The sequence below is a fragment of the Paenibacillus sp. FSL R7-0297 genome, from assembly GCF_038009025.1.
Taxonomy (GTDB): Bacteria; Bacillota; Bacilli; order Paenibacillales; family Paenibacillaceae; genus Paenibacillus_AQ.
In genome coordinates this window covers 1,248,010-1,263,185 of sequence record NZ_JBBPAQ010000001.1, presented here as the reverse complement: position 1 = coordinate 1,263,185, position 15,176 = coordinate 1,248,010, and the positions used below count along the sequence as shown (strand labels likewise).

The following is a 15,176-nucleotide window of genomic DNA, read 5'->3' as shown; positions in this document are numbered from 1 at the left end:
GCGTTCAATCCAGCCCGATAACTAGTTCCTTGCGACGGTACGGAATGGCATCCATTTCACCTCGATTGTAAGATTGTCTTTCATTGTATGCCCCGGCCAGCCCGGCCGTCAACCTTCAAGATTGGCGGCCTAATCCAGCATGGAGCGCAGCCAAGCCGCCGACTGCTCCATATAACCCAGCTGGTCTACAGCATCGAAATGCTCGATGGCCAGTGTATCTGCGTATCCCTCTGCCTTCAGCATCCGGAGCACCTCGGCGATGCGGATGCAGCCTGAGCCTACAGGGGACGGATACAGCGGAATCCCGCTTACGCTGATTCTGGGCTCCCCGCCGTTGTCTTCCAGCGACCGGTCCTTGCAGTGGACATGAACGGTCCGCTCCTTCAGCTTCGCGAACGCTTCCAATTCATCCTCGCCGCGGTAGATGAAGTTCCCGGTGTCGAAGGTGATCGCCAGCTTAGGCACCTGCTCCAGGAACCAGAGCAGCTCGTCCGCCGACGAGAACGGCGCCCGGATATCGTCGAAATCCTCCATCGTCACACGGATGCCCTTACGCTCCGCGTAATCACAAATGGCATTCAGCGCTGCAGCCATGCTCTGAAGAGCCTGACTCCGCTGCTCCGGGCTGGCCGTATCCCGGGTGAAGCCCGGGATGACCAGCAACTTGCCAGCTCCGAAGTAGGCTGCCGTATCGATAAATGCGTACCCCGGCTCCGGTGCAGGCTGATTACCGAAGTCAAAAAAAGCATACATCGACGCCACGGAGAGCCCCGCCGCATCCAGCCTTTTTTTCATCGCCTCCGTACCGGTCAGCGCCTCTTCCAGATCTAGCTCTACCGCTTCTATGCCATAGGCATGCACTTTGTCCAGTACATCCGTAAGCGGCAGGCCGCTCTGCTCGCTTGCCTTCACAATATGATTGTAAAATACCGACAGCTTCAAGCTCTCCAGCCCCTCTCAGCCTAGCGCTTAGTATCCTCAGTATCCTTAGAATCCGAGTTAACGTCCGCTTCTTCGGCCGAATCCTCTGCATCCCCAGAATCCTCAGCATCGTCAGGACCCTCCTGCACGCCCGCCTCATTCCGGCTCCATTCCAGGAACTCAATGATATCCTGATCTTCAGGGTCCAGCTTATGGGCCTTCTCAAAAGCCTTGATCGCCTCATCATACTGGTCCAGATAGTAATGCGCGTAACCGACGCGGAAATGCCACAGCGGATCTTTTTTGCCTTTGTCGGCAGTCTTGTTGAACCATTTAAGCGCTTCCTTATAACGTCCCAGATTATTGAGCGCCCGGCCCAGATGGACCGCCAGCTCATCATCGATCAGCGGTGTGGGCACCTCTTTGATGCGGGATACGATTTGTTCGAACTCATCTTCCTCATGCCAAGCATTCAATTGCGCAATTAACTCTTGTCTCATTTACAAACAGCCTCCCGGTTAATATATCCATTCCTCTAAGAGCTACTTTATCATTTTCACGGAGAGTTTCCCACTGTTGCCCTGTCCGCCCTAAGCCGGGATGGCGATCTCGAAGGTGGTTCCCTTTCCTTTTTCGCTTCTAACCTCGATAACTCCCTTAACTTTGTTGATCGCACTGTAAGCCATGAGCATACCCAGACCCGTACCTTCTTCTTTGGTGGAATAGTAGGGTTTGCCCAGACGTGAGATTTCATCCTTCGTCATCCCGATGCCGGTGTCGCGGATGGTAATGATAATATTCTGCTTCCTTTCGGAGATATCAATGGTCAGAACGCCGTCTTCCATTCCCTTCATCGCTTCAATCCCGTTTTTGTACAGATTAATCAGACATTGCTGCATCAGATTCCGGTCATAATGGGCGCAGAGCGAGTTGTTGAAGCGGAACTCAACCGCTACCTTGTGGATTGTGGCATACGGCATGATGACATTCTTGGTGTACTCACACTCCGCCTGGAGGTTGGAATAGACCCTATTCTCCGACTGCGGCTTGGCAAAAGAGAGATAATCGCTGATGATCTTCTCCGCCCGGTTCAGCTCCAGCAGCGACAGTTCAATATACCCCTTCTCTTCGGGCGTAAGCGTCTTCGATTTGTTCAGCAGCTGAAGGAACCCGCTCGTCACGGTTAACGGATTCCGCATCTCATGGGAGACGCTGGCCGCCAGCTCACTAACCACATTAAGCCGCTCCGACTGCATAATCCGGTCACGATTCCTGAGATTGGTAATGATCTGCTCCAGCAGAATCATTAAGACCGCCATCACGGCTGCATGAGTGGTCAAAGCATAGAAGGCGAGCATCCAGAACTGCATATCCAGCGACTCCATAACCATGCTCAGCACAATCAGATAACAGCCCATCGTAAGCACGGCAATGACGGTTGCCCAGCTGATCCGGACCTTTGGCTTCGAACGGATAAATCTTGAACTTAATAACGGCACAACGACCAGAACTGCTGTTGAAAAAAGAAACGAGTGAATCGTTCCCTCTCCGCCTATATAGAAACGGTATACGTTTAGTATCAGATAGAGCGGAAGAACATTTTTGTACCCTCCATACAAAGCTGCGATAAGAAACGGAACATACCGCAGGTCAAAGATAAACCCCGTCTCCAGCCGGATCGGCTTGGCGATACACAGGATCATGGTTATAGCTGTGAGCAGCACAAGAATCTTCCGGTTATAGGCGTGTGGCCTATTCTCAAAGAAGATCAGAAAGATAAGTACCGGAAACAGCATAAACAAAAAATTAAGAAGCAACGTCTCAAACAAGGGTAACTTCCTTTCGGCTCCAATACGGGTATGGTATCTGCATTTGTGTTCTGAGCACTATACTTAGAACATTACGCTAATCTATTATTATAAGTAAAGCTAAACTGGATTACTATTAGAATTTTCTATGATTTTCCATTATTTTACCCACCTGTTATGGACTCTGCTATAATCAATTGACATGCCCAAATAACTGCATCTCAGGGGAGGAAGCATTATGGCTTTTACCATTAATAATTTGAAGGATAACCCTAATGTTGTAATTAAGGAACAGCTTGGCGGATTCTCGGTCATTGAATACAAGGAGGATCTTAGCAGCACCTCCATGCTGGAAGCCCAGGCCAACTTCTTCATGAGCAAGAGCAATATGCGCAACAAGCAGCTGATGATTGAGCTAACGAATAGCGAGGTTATGCTGAGCGCAGGCGCTATGCAGTATATGATCGGCAATATTGAAATGACGTCGGGTGTCAAAGGTGTCGGAGGCTTGATGCGCAATATTATATCCAGTGCAGCTACCGGCACGAGTGCCATCAAACCGCTCTATAAAGGGACGGGGACGATTATGCTCGAAACCACCTACAAATATCTCTGGCTGATTGATGTCGACAACGACCATATCGTGATTGATGACGGCATGTTCCTGGCCTGCGAGTCCACGCTGGATATTGCTGTCGCTGCACGCAAGAATGTATCCTCAGCCGTCCTCGGCGGAGAAGGGCTGTTCAACCTGAGCGCACGGGGGAAAGGGATTATCGCTCTTGAGGCTCCTATTCCATCCGAGGAAGCCGTGGTGGTCGAGCTGCAGAATGACGTGCTGAAGGTAGATGGCAATTTCGCGTTGATGTGGTCGAACTCGCTTGACTTTACCGTAGAGAAATCAGGGAAGACCCGCATGGGCTCTGCCGTTTCCGGCGAAGGCCTGGTCAATGTCTACCGGGGAACCGGTATGGTCTGGCTGGCACCGCTCATGAATTACAAGAACAGCCTGTTTCAGGCTGCACCTACCTCCTGATTCTGACGCCACTTGAGGCAATGCTCCATCCACCTAATTCATCCAAAGGACGGGCCATCCGTATGTCTATTCAAGCTGTATTATTTGATTTCGACGGAACACTTGCGGATACACTGCCTTTATCCTTCCATGCGTTCCAGGCTGTATTTCAGCAATACGATCATAGAGAAGTCACCCGAGATGAACTTGTCGCCATGTTTGGCCCCACCGAGGAGGACATCATTGGCGGCAATTTCGCTGATCCGTCTTCCGTTCCGCATGCTATAGAAGATTATTATTCATTATATGAGCAGGGGCATTTCGGAGAATTCCAGAATGACGGGCACATTGTAGAATTACTTCAGGCCCTGAAGGCGCAAGGGATGAAGCTTGGCGTCATTACCGGTAAAAGCAGACGGGCCTATCAGATATCGGCCGGGGCGCTGGATCTGGAGCGCTTCTTCGATATCTCCATTACCGGAGATGATGTCGTTAAGCCCAAGCCTGATCCCGAAGGCATACATTCGGCGCTGCGTACACTTGGCATGGATCCCTCTAATGCTATATTCGTTGGGGACAGTAATGCGGATATTCTCGCGGGCAAGGCTGCCGGACTGCCGACCTACGGTGTCCGCTGGCTGTCCACCTTCCAGAGCCAGGCTTACGATGTCCCGCCCGATGGCGTGTTTGACAGTGTTAATGAGTTCCGCAAGCTTCTCAAGTTAAATAACATCATGGCAATGACTTACCACTCCAAGCAGCAAGCGGCGGACATTACTCTACTGGAGCAGCAGTGCAGCCACGCGGATTCGCTCAAATTAAGCTCAGATCTTGAGCATCTCGTCAAAGAGGATGGCGACCATGCCCTGCTCTGCTATCGCGGAAACCAGCTCATAGGTTTGCTGAGCTGGTTTGCTTCCGAAGGCGATTATGCGCAGATCAATGCCATGGTCCATCCGGAATACCGCCGCCAGGGTGTATTCCGCAGCCTTTTGCAGCGGGCCAAGGAAGATATTGCGCCTCTCACTGTACACAGCCTCAGCTACAGGGTTCCAAGCCGCTCACAGGCAGGACTCCGCGCGGCCCAGGCTATCGGTACTGAGTATGACCGCTCTGAATTCGCGATGTCATATGCCCATACGGAGTCCGGCAGAGAACCCGCTCCGGCAGAATTGCGTCTGCTGCCTTCCTTGCCGGAGGATTTCGAATTCATGGTCTCCTGCTCGTCCCGGGCCTTCGGGGACTCCGAAGACGCCACCCGGGAGTATTTCCTGCAGACGAAGGAACCAGAGCGTATCACCTATATTGCCTGGGCGGGCGGCCAGCGGATCGGCCTGATCCGGGTGAATTACGTGAATGAGGCAACCGCCTTTATCCATAATTTCTGCATATTGCCCGCTTGCCAGGGCCAAGGGTATGGCGGGAAGGTGCTCCGGCAGACTGTTGATTTCCTGCTGCAGAAGAACTATTCTTCGATCCGTCTAGGTGTTGTCACCGAGAATGAGCGGGCTTTGACCCTCTACCTCAATGCCGGCTTCAAGATCAATTTCGAGTATAAATATTACAGCGGCAGCCCGGCGTGAGCACAGATTAAGAAGGAGCGATATATGCCCGTTACCGAGAGTATTCCCTGGATTGCCGCATTTCTCATTCTGCTGTCCGTAGTCTGGATTGTGCTCGTAAGCTGGAAGAACGGAATATCGCCGATGCCCGCCTCCAGGGCTGTAAGGGCGGCAGTAGCCGTGGAGGTGAACCGTATGCCGGGTTATGCCAATGTTCTGGAGGCGGGGTCGGGCTGGGGAACGCTGGGCCTGGAAGTCATCCGCCGCTGCCCCGGCAAACGGCTGACCGGCATAGAGAACTCAAGGATTCCCCTAGGGTTCTCACAGCTGTTTGCGGTAGTATGCACACGGTTTCTGCCAGTGAAGAGTGAACGGGAGCGGCTGCAGGGCAAGGTCATTTTTAGGCGGGGCGACATATATAGAAGCTCTTATAGCGATGCCGATATTGTGCTCTGCTACCTGTTCCCCGGTGCCATGGAACGGCTTGCTCCCAAGTTCAGGCAGGAGCTGCCGCCGGGGGCAGCCGTGATCAGTGTCTGCTTCGCTCTCCCGGACAAGCAGCCGGTCCGCATCATCACCTGCCCGGACCGGCTGCGGACGAAGGTGTATGTCTATATTTTCTGAATATTACCTGCGTATAAACTGCAAATAGCCCAAAAGCATGCCGCTGCTTTGGGCCATTGGAGGGATCGCGTATTCTAGGATTTCCCCTTCTCCGCTAACTGCTCCTGTGCCAGACGGACCATCTCCCGGACCATGGAGCCTCCGATTCTGCCGCCAATCTGCCCCGCAGATTCCGTGGTCAAATTGCCGTTATTGCCCGCCTGCAGCGGGATACCGAGCTCCTTCGCCACCTCGTATTTCACATCGTCCGGATGATTCGGATCTACATGGTATCCTTCCTGCTTCATGACCTCTGCTTTGAAGGTCTGCATGCCCTGAGCTGACCCGGGCACCGCATATCTCCTGTTTCTTCTCGCCATTTCGGATACACTCCTCTGCTGTCTTTTATCTAAGTTGCCCTGGAGTGTGTGGGATTATCCCGCCTTAAGACTGCATCCCGTCTTCAATCCGCTTCATGAAGTCTTCTACCGCGCTGTATCCAAGCTGCTTGAGATACCAATTATTCGCAGCAGCTTCGATCAGGCCGGCCACATCGCGCCCCGGCTGAAGCTGAACCTCGATATGCGGGATTTGAACGCCGAGATATTCCGTGAACTGGGGAACCAGTTCCAGGTCATTGTTGAGTGAATTCTCCTGCCACGGTGCCAGCTCGATATCCAGTACAATCCGCGTCTCATCCTGGAAGGCCCTGCGCCCGTACTGGCGTACGACATTGATCAGGCCGATGCTGCGCAGCGCCAGGAATTCGCGGGTCGTCTCATTGTGCGTCCCGAGAAGCGTTGCCGGCCCCAGCTTCTTGAGCACTACAATATCATCGGCCACGAACCGGTGGCCCCGCCGGATGAGTGTATGCGCCGTTTCGCTTTTACCGATCCCGGACTTGCCCCGAAGCAGGATCCCGATGCCCGACACATTGACACACACCCCGTGAATCGACAGCTCCGGGGCCAGCGTTTTTACCAAATAGCTGTCCAGCTTGGCAATAAACTCCGTGGTCACCTCTGGTGTCCGCAGCAGCGGAATGCCCTCCTGATTACAGTATAAGGTGAGGTAAGGGATCTCTTGCTGGCCGCTCGTTACAATGAAACAAGGCGGATGATATTTGACGATATTGCCGATGTGCAGCATGCGTTCCTCTACACTCAGCGTTAATAAATAGTTGATCTCCTTGCGGCCGAGCACCTGCACCCGCGCCATCGGAAAGAAATCGAAATAACCGACAAATTCAAGTCCGGGCCTGTGCGTCCGTGGACGGGTAATGATGCGGTCCATGCACCCTGATCCTGCCAGCACTTCCAAATGGAACTTGTCCGTAAGGTTCTGAACGGTGATAGATTTCATATTATTCTCCTCCCAACCATTTTATTCCGATAGATTCACTTAAAAATCTTGTAATCTGCACACGCTAATTATATATTAAAATCAATATATAAGACCTTAGACCCAGAAAAAGCAATAAACACTAAATATATCAAGAAGGTGTAGTATATTGGCCTTGGAGTCTTGGATTGATCTGATAATGTGCTTTGTCTTGTTCCTTTTGTTTATATACATATTTATTTCTGTGGGTACGATAACCAATTTGCACAAAGTCTACCTGGGTTTTCATTTCTCCATGATGATCTGGCCCTACTGCCAGTTTGCCATCCGAACCGTTGATGATCCCATCTATCAGCTATTCTATGTAAAGCTTGCCTTTATCGATGCCTCCCTGCTGACTACAGGCTGGATCTTCTTCACCATTCTGCTCTCAGGCCAATCGCAATTTCTTAACCGCAAAACATTAATCGCCCTGCTTGTTCCGGCATTCCTGTCCTCGCTGGCTGTTGTGCTGAATCCGAACGGCTGGTTTGTTCTCCCGGTAAACGGCGGATATGTTGAGCGGATCTACGGACCTATTTTTTGGATCAACATGTCTATTCTTATTCTTAATGCCAGCGTGTCGCTGTACATCATTTATGTAGCCCTGGTGTCCCGTCAGGCGCCGCGAATCAAGAATCAGATCATGTATATGCTAAAAGGGATCGTTGCCGTCTGTTTCTTCCTGATGGTCGATGTGTTCCTGAACGTAGTGCTGGACGATTACCTGCCGGTCATTCCGGGCTTTACTTCGCTCGGCATTGTGGTGTCAGCCACCTTCTTCGTGATTACCATTCACCAGGACAAAGTGTTTGATATTGTAACTATCGCCCACCAGGATATCATCAATACGATGGAATACGGAATTCTCGTCCTCGACGATCAAGAACAGGTGGTCGAAATCAACCAGGCTCTGCATCCCCAGATCCGGCTGAATCCCGGGGAGAAGTTCGATATGGCCAGCCACCTGCCCGGCGGCAATACCGTCAAGACCGAACAGTTCCTGCAAGCCTACCGTGACCATCCGCTTGAGGTGGCCGAGACAGAACTAATATATCCCACACTCCAAATGTACATCAGCATTCATGCCGCACCGATTATGGTGAGCGGTGTGAGGGTCGGACGGATTGTCACCTTCCAGAATATAACCGAGCTTCGGCGCCTCATTGATGAGACGAACCAGCAGAACACCATTCTGCAAGAGCGCAACTCCGCTTTAATCAAAGTCCACGAAGAGCTGTTCCAGACGAACGCCAAGCTCCGGAAGATGGCCATCACCGACAGCCTGACCGGCTGCTTCAACCGGCATTATCTGATGCAGCAGCTGGAGCATGAATTGCTGAAGGAGCGCGATCATCACTCCCCTTCGACCATTATACTGATCGACATCGATTATTTCAAAATGGTCAATGACCGTTACGGACATCTCGCCGGAGATGAAGTCATTTGCAGTACGGTGGAGGTTCTGCAGCGCAGTCTGCGGCAATCCGATATCCTGGCCCGTTATGGCGGCGAGGAATTCATAATCTACCTGCCGGATACGGACGAGGCCGATGCGTATAATCTGGCGGAACAGCTTAAATCGAGCATTGAGACCAATAACATCAGAATTGATAATATAGACGAGGCTATATCCATCACCATCAGCATAGGACTGCTTAGCATCGGGGAATTCAAGGTCCCCCCGCCCATGAGCTCAACGACTTACTTGAATGATTTGTTCAAATCGGCGGATAAAGCCCTATACGCAGCCAAGCATCAAGGCCGCAATCAGATTGTTTCCGTGAAAAGTTAGCGAATACACATAAGCCACCCGGCTCAGGAAACCGGGTGGCTTAACTTTTGTCTGCGGGGCTGTTCCCTATTGTAACTTTAATTATAGCTAAGCTTTCTCTATACATCCGGTTTCGCCAAGCAGGATAATGAATAACAGTTAGAACAATTCGTCAAAAGGGGATACCGCCGATGGATTATGATCATCTTATCCGCGAGATTAACCGCTCCTACCCGCTCCGTATTGAGCAGCTCCGGCTTCACCGGGAGATGATCGGCGGGGTGTATTTCGCAGAGGGCGAAGGTAAGCGTTATGTACTCAAAATATACCGCAGCTTCAAGACAGCCGATGCCCTGCAGTCCGTCCGTATTCTTGATTATTTAGAGGCTCATTCTTATCCTGCCGTTACTGTTCTGCGGACGGCGGGGCAGGAGAGTCATATCCTTCTTGAAGCTCAGGATGGCTTGCAGGCAGCGGTGCTCTTCCGCTATGCCGAGGGGGCTACGCCCGATGGGATAGCCGAAGCAGAGGTTATCGGTCAACAAACCGGCGAACTGCATCAGCTTATGCAGGGCTACCCGGATGAACTGATCCACCGGACAAAAACCGACTACATCGGTGACTATCTCTCCATTATGCGCGAACTGGACTGTGCTTCCGAGTCCGTTACTGCGCTCGAACACTATGGCAATGAACTATGGAGCCGTATGTCAGAGCTACCCAGACACTTTTGTCATGGCGATCTGCATACAGGCAACATGCTCAGGGACAGCCGCGGGCAATACGTCCTTATGGACTTCGATGACGCTTCAGGGGATTATCCGGCCATGGATGTTGCCTATATGTCTGATAACACTCACTTTAATCAATTTCACGAGTCCATGTATGATGACACCCGGCGTCTGTTTGAACAGTTCTATTCCGGATATAGTAAGCTGCGGACCTTGAGTGACAAGGAGTGCTCAGCCGTATTGGATTTCATTGCGGTCAGGCATTATCAGATCATCTCCAGAATTGTCCGCTGCCAGGGCTTGCAGTCGGTATCGAAGGAATTTTGCGATGAACAGTACAAATGGCTTATGAATTGGCGGGAGCTTTGTCTGAGCAAACAATACTAGCATTAAGACAGGGCTCGGGGTTTATTAGGTTTGATAAATTAAATCCTGCTGTAACCTTTTTGCAGGGCGGCACGTCTAAGATCACAAATAAACCACAAACTACTCTACGAGGTGACTGACAATGAAGAACACATTCAAGATCATTACTATGTCTGCTGCTGCTGCACTGGCGCTCAGCTTCGCGGGGCAACAGTTCGCTTCTGCGGCAACCTTCAAGGATATTAATAATGTGCAGGATAAAGACAAGATTATTGCACTGCAGAATAGCGGCCTGATCAAAGGGATCAGCCAAGATCTGTTCGGCCCAAATATCAGCATCTCTGAGGCTGAAGGTGTACAGATGATCGTAAATGCTCTTAACCTGAACCTGGATCTGATCCGGTTCGTGAAGGAGCCGCATGCCACCGACTATTTCAAGAATGCCAATGATTCCGCCTGGTATGCAGAGGCGCTCATTATTGCCGGTGTCCACGGGCTGGATCTGCCCGCCGACCTGAAGCCAAACCAGAAGCTGACACGTGAAGAATTCACGCACCAGCTCATTGATGCGATCGAAGCCAGCGGCCAGCTGCCGATGATCAAGCCGGTTGTTATTGATTATAAGGACCAGGATCAGGTCAAAGCCGAATATTCCGGTTCGATCCAGCGCGCCCTGAACTACGGTGTCCTGAAGCTGGACGCCAGTGGCAAGCTAAACCCCAAGCAGGAAATCTCCCGCGCCGAAGCAGCTGTAGCGATCAGCAATGCGCTGGCGTATCTGAAGGCACATCCGGCACCGGCTGCGGTGAGTGAGACGCTTACTGCCGAAGAGGCTGTTCAACTGATCAAGGAAGCCGCAGGACCGAAGGCGGACCTGCAGATCAAGATTGATCCGGCAGCCAGCATGTCCCGCGAATCGTTCACCTACCTGCTGGTGCATACCCTCCAGACCAGCGGACAGCTGCCGATGATCAAGCTCATTCCGGTTGAAGTCAAGGATGCGAGTCAGATGGATATCTCCAATTCGGGCGCTATTCAAACCGCGCTGGCGCTTGGCTTCGTTACACTGGATGAGTCCGGCAATTTCAATCCAAAGGGTGATATTACACGCACCGCCGGTACGGATATCGTGAATAAAGCGGTGGAATACTTGAAGACTCATCAAGCACCCGCAGCAGAGAGCGAAGTTCTCACGGCTGAGCAAGCTGTTCAACTGATCAAGGAAGCCGCAGGACCGAAGGCGGACCTGCAGATCAAGATTGATCCGGCAGCCAGCATGTCCCGCGAATCGTTCACTTACCTGCTGGTGCATACCCTCCAGACCAGCGGCCAGCTGCCGCTGCTGAATCTGATTCCGGTAGAGATCAAGGATAATGACAAGATCAATATCCTGAACTCGGGAGCCATTCAGACGGCCATTGCCTTGAAGATCGTGAAGCTGGATGCTGACGGCAAGTTCAATCCGCAGGCTGGAATCACCCGTACAGACGCGGCCGCTATGGTTAGCCAGGTTCAGGAGATCCTGAAACGGGCTGCTGCCCATCAATAATACCCGGAACATTCCAATTTCCCGCCAGCTATAGTCAGCTCAAAAAGCACAAGTCAACGGCTTGTGCTTTTTGGCATATTCTATGATCGCCGCCCGGATGCTTGTCAACACGATAGAGGCTACAGCATCAGAATCATCAGGTCTTCATCCAGATATTCATCCCCAAGCTTCATCGCCTTCGGCTCTGTGCCATAGCAGATGAATCCAAGAGATTCGTATAGTCTTTTGGCAGCTACATTATTCGAGGTTACCGTTAAATTCAGAATTTCGAGCCCCGGCAACTGCCTCGCCCGGGCAATCAGCTCCACCATCAAGCGGCGGCCCACTCCTTGTTTACGGACATCCGAATCCACATATACTGAATATATATTAGCTTTATGATCAATTTTGGGCCGGCTCTCCCGGAAGAAAGTGACGATGCCCACCAGCTTCTCCTCACCATCAAAAGCTCCCAGTGTGAAATTATTCTCCGAGGGCTCCAGCCTGATGCGGGTGGTGACTATAGACAGCTTCTTTTCCGATTCATAGGAGCTGAGATAGGCTTCCGGATGCAGCCGCAGCGACTGTAGCCGAAGCTCGCGGTAAACCTCCGCATCCACAGATGTCAGCATTCTTAGGTACAACGGTTTTGCCTCCTCAAGGAATTTATGGATTCCAAATTGACAAAATTGCAGAATTTGGCTATATTTAGACAGTGTAAAATTATATTTTAAACAATTTAATTTTTCCGTTGATCAATCTTACATAATTATGAAAAGAGGGATTTACTATGATGATGGTGAGTGTAATACTCGTGGCCCTAGTTGCACTGGAGCATGTGTATATTCTAGTGCTGGAAATGTTCCTGTGGACTACCCCGCGGGCGCAAAAATCGTTCGGCACCACCCCGCAGTTCGCCCGGGAAACGAAATCGCTGGCTGCCAACCAGGGATTGTATAACGGCTTTCTGGCGGCCGGTCTAGTCTGGAGCCTGCTGCATCCGAACGATACCTTCAGTGTTCAGCTTCAATTGTTCTTCCTGATCTGTGTTGCAGTTGCAGCCATCTATGGCGGCATCACGGCCAAGAAATCCATTCTTTTGGTTCAAGGCCTCCCGGCCTTCATTGCTCTGCTTGCCGTTGTTCTGGCGAATCTGTAATTATTAGAATGGCCGCTCTTCCCTCACAGCTTCTGTGCGAACTGGTTCAGCTGCTCGGACATCGTCCGGATCTCCTCAATGAAGCTGGAGATTTCATTCGTTGAAGCAGCCTGCTCCTGCCCGACTGACGCAATCTGATGGATGGATTGGCTGATCTGCTTCATCGCGGATTGGATCTCCCCCAGGGTATCCCGGATCCGCTGCGCGGACTGCTCGGTTTCCTTCGAGAATTTGCGGATTTCTTTCGCTACAACATCGAATCCCCGCCCCTTTTCCCCGGCGTGGGCGGCCTCAATGGCTGCATTAATCCCGAGCAGATTCGTCTGGTCGGCGACCTTTCTGAGGACAGCCAGCACTTCATCGCTTTTTTTGACACTTTCGGCGGTCGTTTCTGACTGGAGCAGCAGCTTCTGCGAGTAATCGGCAAGCAGTCCCGAGCCCTCTGCCACATGCCCAATCCGGGCATGTGCCTGATTTAGGGAGACGGAGATCTGATCGGCGATTTCGCGCAGTTCGGTCTGTCTGCGGACCTGGATACAGACCGCCCCGCAGACGCTTCCATCCTCTCCGTGTACCGGAAGAACCGTCCCGGCGAATTCATACCCGTAGTACTCCTTAGGGACATTAGCTTTCGAGAATTCATCATTTCTCAGCGCATGGTACAGAGGTTCGTCCGCGAGAATTATCTGCCCTGCCCGAATTCCCAGATCAATGGACGTACCAGGGAAATACGCGATGAACTTCTCCACATCACAGGGCAGCAATAGATACGTCGTAGGGAAAGGCAGCTTTCAGGATCGGCGCCAGGTTCACTATATCTTCAAAGGAGCGGATAATGTTCTTCATGGATGTGGGTTCTCCTTTATTAATCGCTTCGACATTTTCCAATGACTATCCTTTATTCAAAAACTTAATATTTAAAATTAATCATGCCCTCTTAACTTAAGTCAATGAAGCCCTGCAGGCGCCTTAGTACAATATAACCACAATCAATAATCAATCAGGGGGTTATGTTAATGTCTGCTGCAGTGGCTCGAACCGGGGGAATATCCCTCATTGTAATGGCGGTTGCTGCCGCGCTCTCGTACGGATATGTCCATGGGAGTCTGGTAGTGGATGGAGATGCCGCTGCAACCTTCGCCAATCTTCAGGCCTCTCCGTCGCTGTTCAGGGCCGGGATTCTGGGCTGGGTACTGATTATGGCCTGTGATGTGGCAGCTGCCTGGGCCTTATATCTGGTGCTGAAGCCTGTGCATCCGGGCTTGTCCCTGCTGGGAGCATGGCTGCGCCTGGCTTATACGGCAGTGTTGGGGATTGCTGTCTCCAGTCTGATCATGGTATCACTTCTTACCGGTAACAGGGAGGTTGCGCTTTCCGGTTTCACACGAGGGGAGCTGCAGGCCGAGGTCATGCTTATTCTTCATGCTTTTGAAGCGGTATGGTCGGCTGGTTTAATTCTGTTCGGGGGGCATCTGCTGATTATCGGTGTGCTGGCGATATGGTCGGAGAATATTCCGAAGCCCATCAGTGTGCTGCTGCTGCTGGCAGGCTTCGGCTATATTGTGGTTCATCTGTGCGGCACACTTGTGCCCGGGTATGTGGAATTCCTTCAAATTATCAAATGGGTGTTCATGCTGCCGATGACCGCAGGGGAGCTGGGGCTTGGCATCTGGCTGCTGTTCAAAGTCCCGGCTGCGCGTGTTCGCGCTCAAGCCGCTTCTTAATCCGGCTGAGCGACTCCGGTGTCATCCCGAGATAGCTGGCCAGCTGATGCTGGGGGACGCGGCTGATCAGGCTGGGCCTCCGATGCAGCAGTGCCTTGAGTCGGTCTTCGGGGGATGCCGCAATGAAGGCGGCGAATTCCGCCTGCACCTGTCCGAAATTCTCCTCGATCATCCGGCGTGTCATCAGCTCCAGCTGCGTGTGTCTGGCGTACATTTCCGTCTCGGTATTCAGCGCACCGACAACCAGTACGCAGTCCTCCAGGCAAGTCAGGCTATATTCTGACGAGGCCTCCTCTTTATGCGCATTGAAGATAGCGATCGCCTGCTCCTCTGTGTAGAAGTTCGAGGTGATGTCGCGGCCTGTAACGTCTACACTATGCTGCCGCACACAGCCTTTTAACACGAAATAGCAATGACCGGGAACCTCACCCTGCCTAAGCAGAATGGTTCCCTTGCTGTATTCCTCGACAAGAATCTCATCCAGAATAGCCTGCTGCTCCTCTTCGCTGAGGGAGGTCAGCCGGGTCATATATTGGAGCAATCTATGCTTCATGTTTCGGATTCCTCCTTATAACGCTGCTGACAACATGTCAGTAGCGTTTGAA

Annotated in this window: 16 protein-coding genes; 8 read left to right on the top strand and 8 right to left on the bottom strand. The window is 51.8% G+C overall.

What is annotated here, in order from left to right:
• Positions 1-129 precede the first annotated feature (129 nt).
• The 3 genes from MKZ24_RS05495 to MKZ24_RS05485 form a co-directional block, all read right to left on the bottom strand.
• Positions 130-942: a sugar phosphate isomerase/epimerase family protein gene (locus MKZ24_RS05495; RefSeq protein WP_340781610.1), complete on the bottom strand. Its 813-nt coding sequence runs from the start codon at positions 940-942 to the stop codon at positions 130-132.
• 20 nt (positions 943-962) lie between these two features.
• The gene (locus MKZ24_RS05490) at positions 963-1,421 is read right to left on the bottom strand and encodes a tetratricopeptide repeat protein (RefSeq protein WP_340781608.1); all 459 of its coding nucleotides are present in this window, start codon (positions 1,419-1,421) and stop codon (positions 963-965) included.
• A 90-nt stretch (positions 1,422-1,511) separates the two neighbouring features.
• On the bottom strand, positions 1,512-2,750 hold the full coding sequence (locus tag MKZ24_RS05485; RefSeq protein WP_042240936.1) for an ATP-binding protein: 1,239 nt from the start codon (positions 2,748-2,750) through the stop codon (positions 1,512-1,514).
• Positions 2,751-2,967: 217 nt separating this feature from the next.
• Between MKZ24_RS05485 and MKZ24_RS05480 the strand changes: the two genes are divergently transcribed.
• The 3 genes from MKZ24_RS05480 to MKZ24_RS05470 all read left to right on the top strand — a co-directional run bounded on the left by MKZ24_RS05480 (position 2,968) and on the right by MKZ24_RS05470 (position 5,930).
• The gene (locus tag MKZ24_RS05480; protein ID WP_340781606.1) at positions 2,968-3,765 is read left to right on the top strand and encodes an AIM24 family protein; all 798 of its coding nucleotides are present in this window, start codon (positions 2,968-2,970) and stop codon (positions 3,763-3,765) included.
• Between the two features lie 62 nt (positions 3,766-3,827).
• Complete coding sequence (locus MKZ24_RS05475; RefSeq protein WP_340781605.1) at positions 3,828-5,327, top strand: GNAT family N-acetyltransferase; 1,500 nt, start codon at positions 3,828-3,830, stop codon at positions 5,325-5,327.
• Between the two features lie 24 nt (positions 5,328-5,351).
• Positions 5,352-5,930 (top strand): class I SAM-dependent methyltransferase, encoded by a 579-nt coding sequence (locus tag MKZ24_RS05470; protein WP_042240943.1) that lies wholly within the window; start codon positions 5,352-5,354, stop codon positions 5,928-5,930.
• A gap of 74 nt (positions 5,931-6,004) precedes the next feature.
• Here MKZ24_RS05470 and MKZ24_RS05465 read toward each other — a convergent pair whose 3' ends face one another.
• On the bottom strand, positions 6,005-6,289 hold the full coding sequence (locus MKZ24_RS05465; protein ID WP_042240945.1) for an alpha/beta-type small acid-soluble spore protein: 285 nt from the start codon (positions 6,287-6,289) through the stop codon (positions 6,005-6,007).
• Positions 6,290-6,353: 64 nt separating this feature from the next.
• The gene (gene hprK / locus MKZ24_RS05460; protein WP_042240949.1) at positions 6,354-7,271 is read right to left on the bottom strand and encodes an HPr(Ser) kinase/phosphatase; all 918 of its coding nucleotides are present in this window, start codon (positions 7,269-7,271) and stop codon (positions 6,354-6,356) included.
• A 178-nt stretch (positions 7,272-7,449) separates the two neighbouring features.
• Between hprK and MKZ24_RS05455 the strand changes: the two genes are divergently transcribed.
• From MKZ24_RS05455 to MKZ24_RS05445, 3 genes are all read left to right on the top strand, one after another.
• Complete coding sequence (locus tag MKZ24_RS05455) at positions 7,450-9,084, top strand: histidine kinase N-terminal 7TM domain-containing diguanylate cyclase (RefSeq protein WP_340790062.1); 1,635 nt, start codon at positions 7,450-7,452, stop codon at positions 9,082-9,084.
• A 170-nt stretch (positions 9,085-9,254) separates the two neighbouring features.
• A complete protein-coding gene (locus MKZ24_RS05450; protein WP_340781603.1) occupies positions 9,255-10,181 on the top strand; it encodes a phosphotransferase enzyme family protein in 927 nt (308 codons plus the stop codon).
• A 121-nt stretch (positions 10,182-10,302) separates the two neighbouring features.
• Positions 10,303-11,709: an S-layer homology domain-containing protein gene (locus MKZ24_RS05445; RefSeq protein WP_063840089.1), complete on the top strand. Its 1,407-nt coding sequence runs from the start codon at positions 10,303-10,305 to the stop codon at positions 11,707-11,709.
• 119 nt (positions 11,710-11,828) lie between these two features.
• Here MKZ24_RS05445 and MKZ24_RS05440 read toward each other — a convergent pair whose 3' ends face one another.
• Positions 11,829-12,332, bottom strand: a complete 504-nt coding sequence (locus MKZ24_RS05440; RefSeq protein WP_042240954.1) for a GNAT family N-acetyltransferase — start codon at positions 12,330-12,332, stop codon at positions 11,829-11,831.
• Positions 12,333-12,478: 146 nt separating this feature from the next.
• Here MKZ24_RS05440 and MKZ24_RS05435 point away from each other — a divergent pair, with 146 nt between their 5' ends.
• Entirely contained in the window at positions 12,479-12,847 is a 369-nt protein-coding gene (locus MKZ24_RS05435) for a DUF1304 domain-containing protein (protein WP_042240955.1), read from the top strand.
• Positions 12,848-12,870: 23 nt separating this feature from the next.
• Here the strand turns inward: MKZ24_RS05435 and MKZ24_RS05430 are convergent, their stop codons facing one another.
• A complete protein-coding gene (locus MKZ24_RS05430) occupies positions 12,871-13,596 on the bottom strand; it encodes a methyl-accepting chemotaxis protein (RefSeq protein WP_340781602.1) in 726 nt (241 codons plus the stop codon).
• Between the two features lie 267 nt (positions 13,597-13,863).
• Between MKZ24_RS05430 and MKZ24_RS05425 the strand changes: the two genes are divergently transcribed.
• The gene (locus MKZ24_RS05425) at positions 13,864-14,571 is read left to right on the top strand and encodes a DUF4386 domain-containing protein (RefSeq protein ID WP_340781601.1); all 708 of its coding nucleotides are present in this window, start codon (positions 13,864-13,866) and stop codon (positions 14,569-14,571) included.
• Here the strand turns inward: MKZ24_RS05425 and MKZ24_RS05420 are convergent.
• A complete protein-coding gene (locus MKZ24_RS05420) occupies positions 14,528-15,124 on the bottom strand; it encodes a Crp/Fnr family transcriptional regulator (RefSeq protein WP_340781600.1) in 597 nt (198 codons plus the stop codon). The genes MKZ24_RS05425 and MKZ24_RS05420 overlap by 44 nt on opposite strands.
• Positions 15,125-15,176: the final 52 nt, after the last annotated feature.

Excerpts from the sequence above, each read along its gene's own strand:
- MKZ24_RS05435 (WP_042240955.1), top strand. The coding sequence starts at position 12,479 with ATGATGATGGTGAGTGTAATACTCGTGGCCCTAGTTGCACTGGAGCAT.
- MKZ24_RS05450 (WP_340781603.1), top strand. The coding sequence starts at position 9,255 with ATGGATTATGATCATCTTATCCGCGAGATTAACCGCTCCTACCCGCTC.
- hprK (WP_042240949.1), bottom strand. The coding sequence starts at position 7,271 with ATGAAATCTATCACCGTTCAGAACCTTACGGACAAGTTCCATTTGGAA.
- MKZ24_RS05475 (WP_340781605.1), top strand. The coding sequence starts at position 3,828 with ATGTCTATTCAAGCTGTATTATTTGATTTCGACGGAACACTTGCGGAT.
- MKZ24_RS05465 (WP_042240945.1), bottom strand. The coding sequence starts at position 6,289 with ATGGCGAGAAGAAACAGGAGATATGCGGTGCCCGGGTCAGCTCAGGGC.
- MKZ24_RS05425 (WP_340781601.1), top strand. The coding sequence starts at position 13,864 with ATGTCTGCTGCAGTGGCTCGAACCGGGGGAATATCCCTCATTGTAATG.
- MKZ24_RS05445 (WP_063840089.1), top strand. The coding sequence starts at position 10,303 with ATGAAGAACACATTCAAGATCATTACTATGTCTGCTGCTGCTGCACTG.
- MKZ24_RS05470 (WP_042240943.1), top strand. The coding sequence starts at position 5,352 with ATGCCCGTTACCGAGAGTATTCCCTGGATTGCCGCATTTCTCATTCTG.
- MKZ24_RS05420 (WP_340781600.1), bottom strand. The coding sequence starts at position 15,124 with ATGAAGCATAGATTGCTCCAATATATGACCCGGCTGACCTCCCTCAGC.
- MKZ24_RS05490 (WP_340781608.1), bottom strand. The coding sequence starts at position 1,421 with ATGAGACAAGAGTTAATTGCGCAATTGAATGCTTGGCATGAGGAAGAT.
- MKZ24_RS05480 (WP_340781606.1), top strand. The coding sequence starts at position 2,968 with ATGGCTTTTACCATTAATAATTTGAAGGATAACCCTAATGTTGTAATT.
- MKZ24_RS05455 (WP_340790062.1), top strand. The coding sequence starts at position 7,450 with ATGTGCTTTGTCTTGTTCCTTTTGTTTATATACATATTTATTTCTGTG.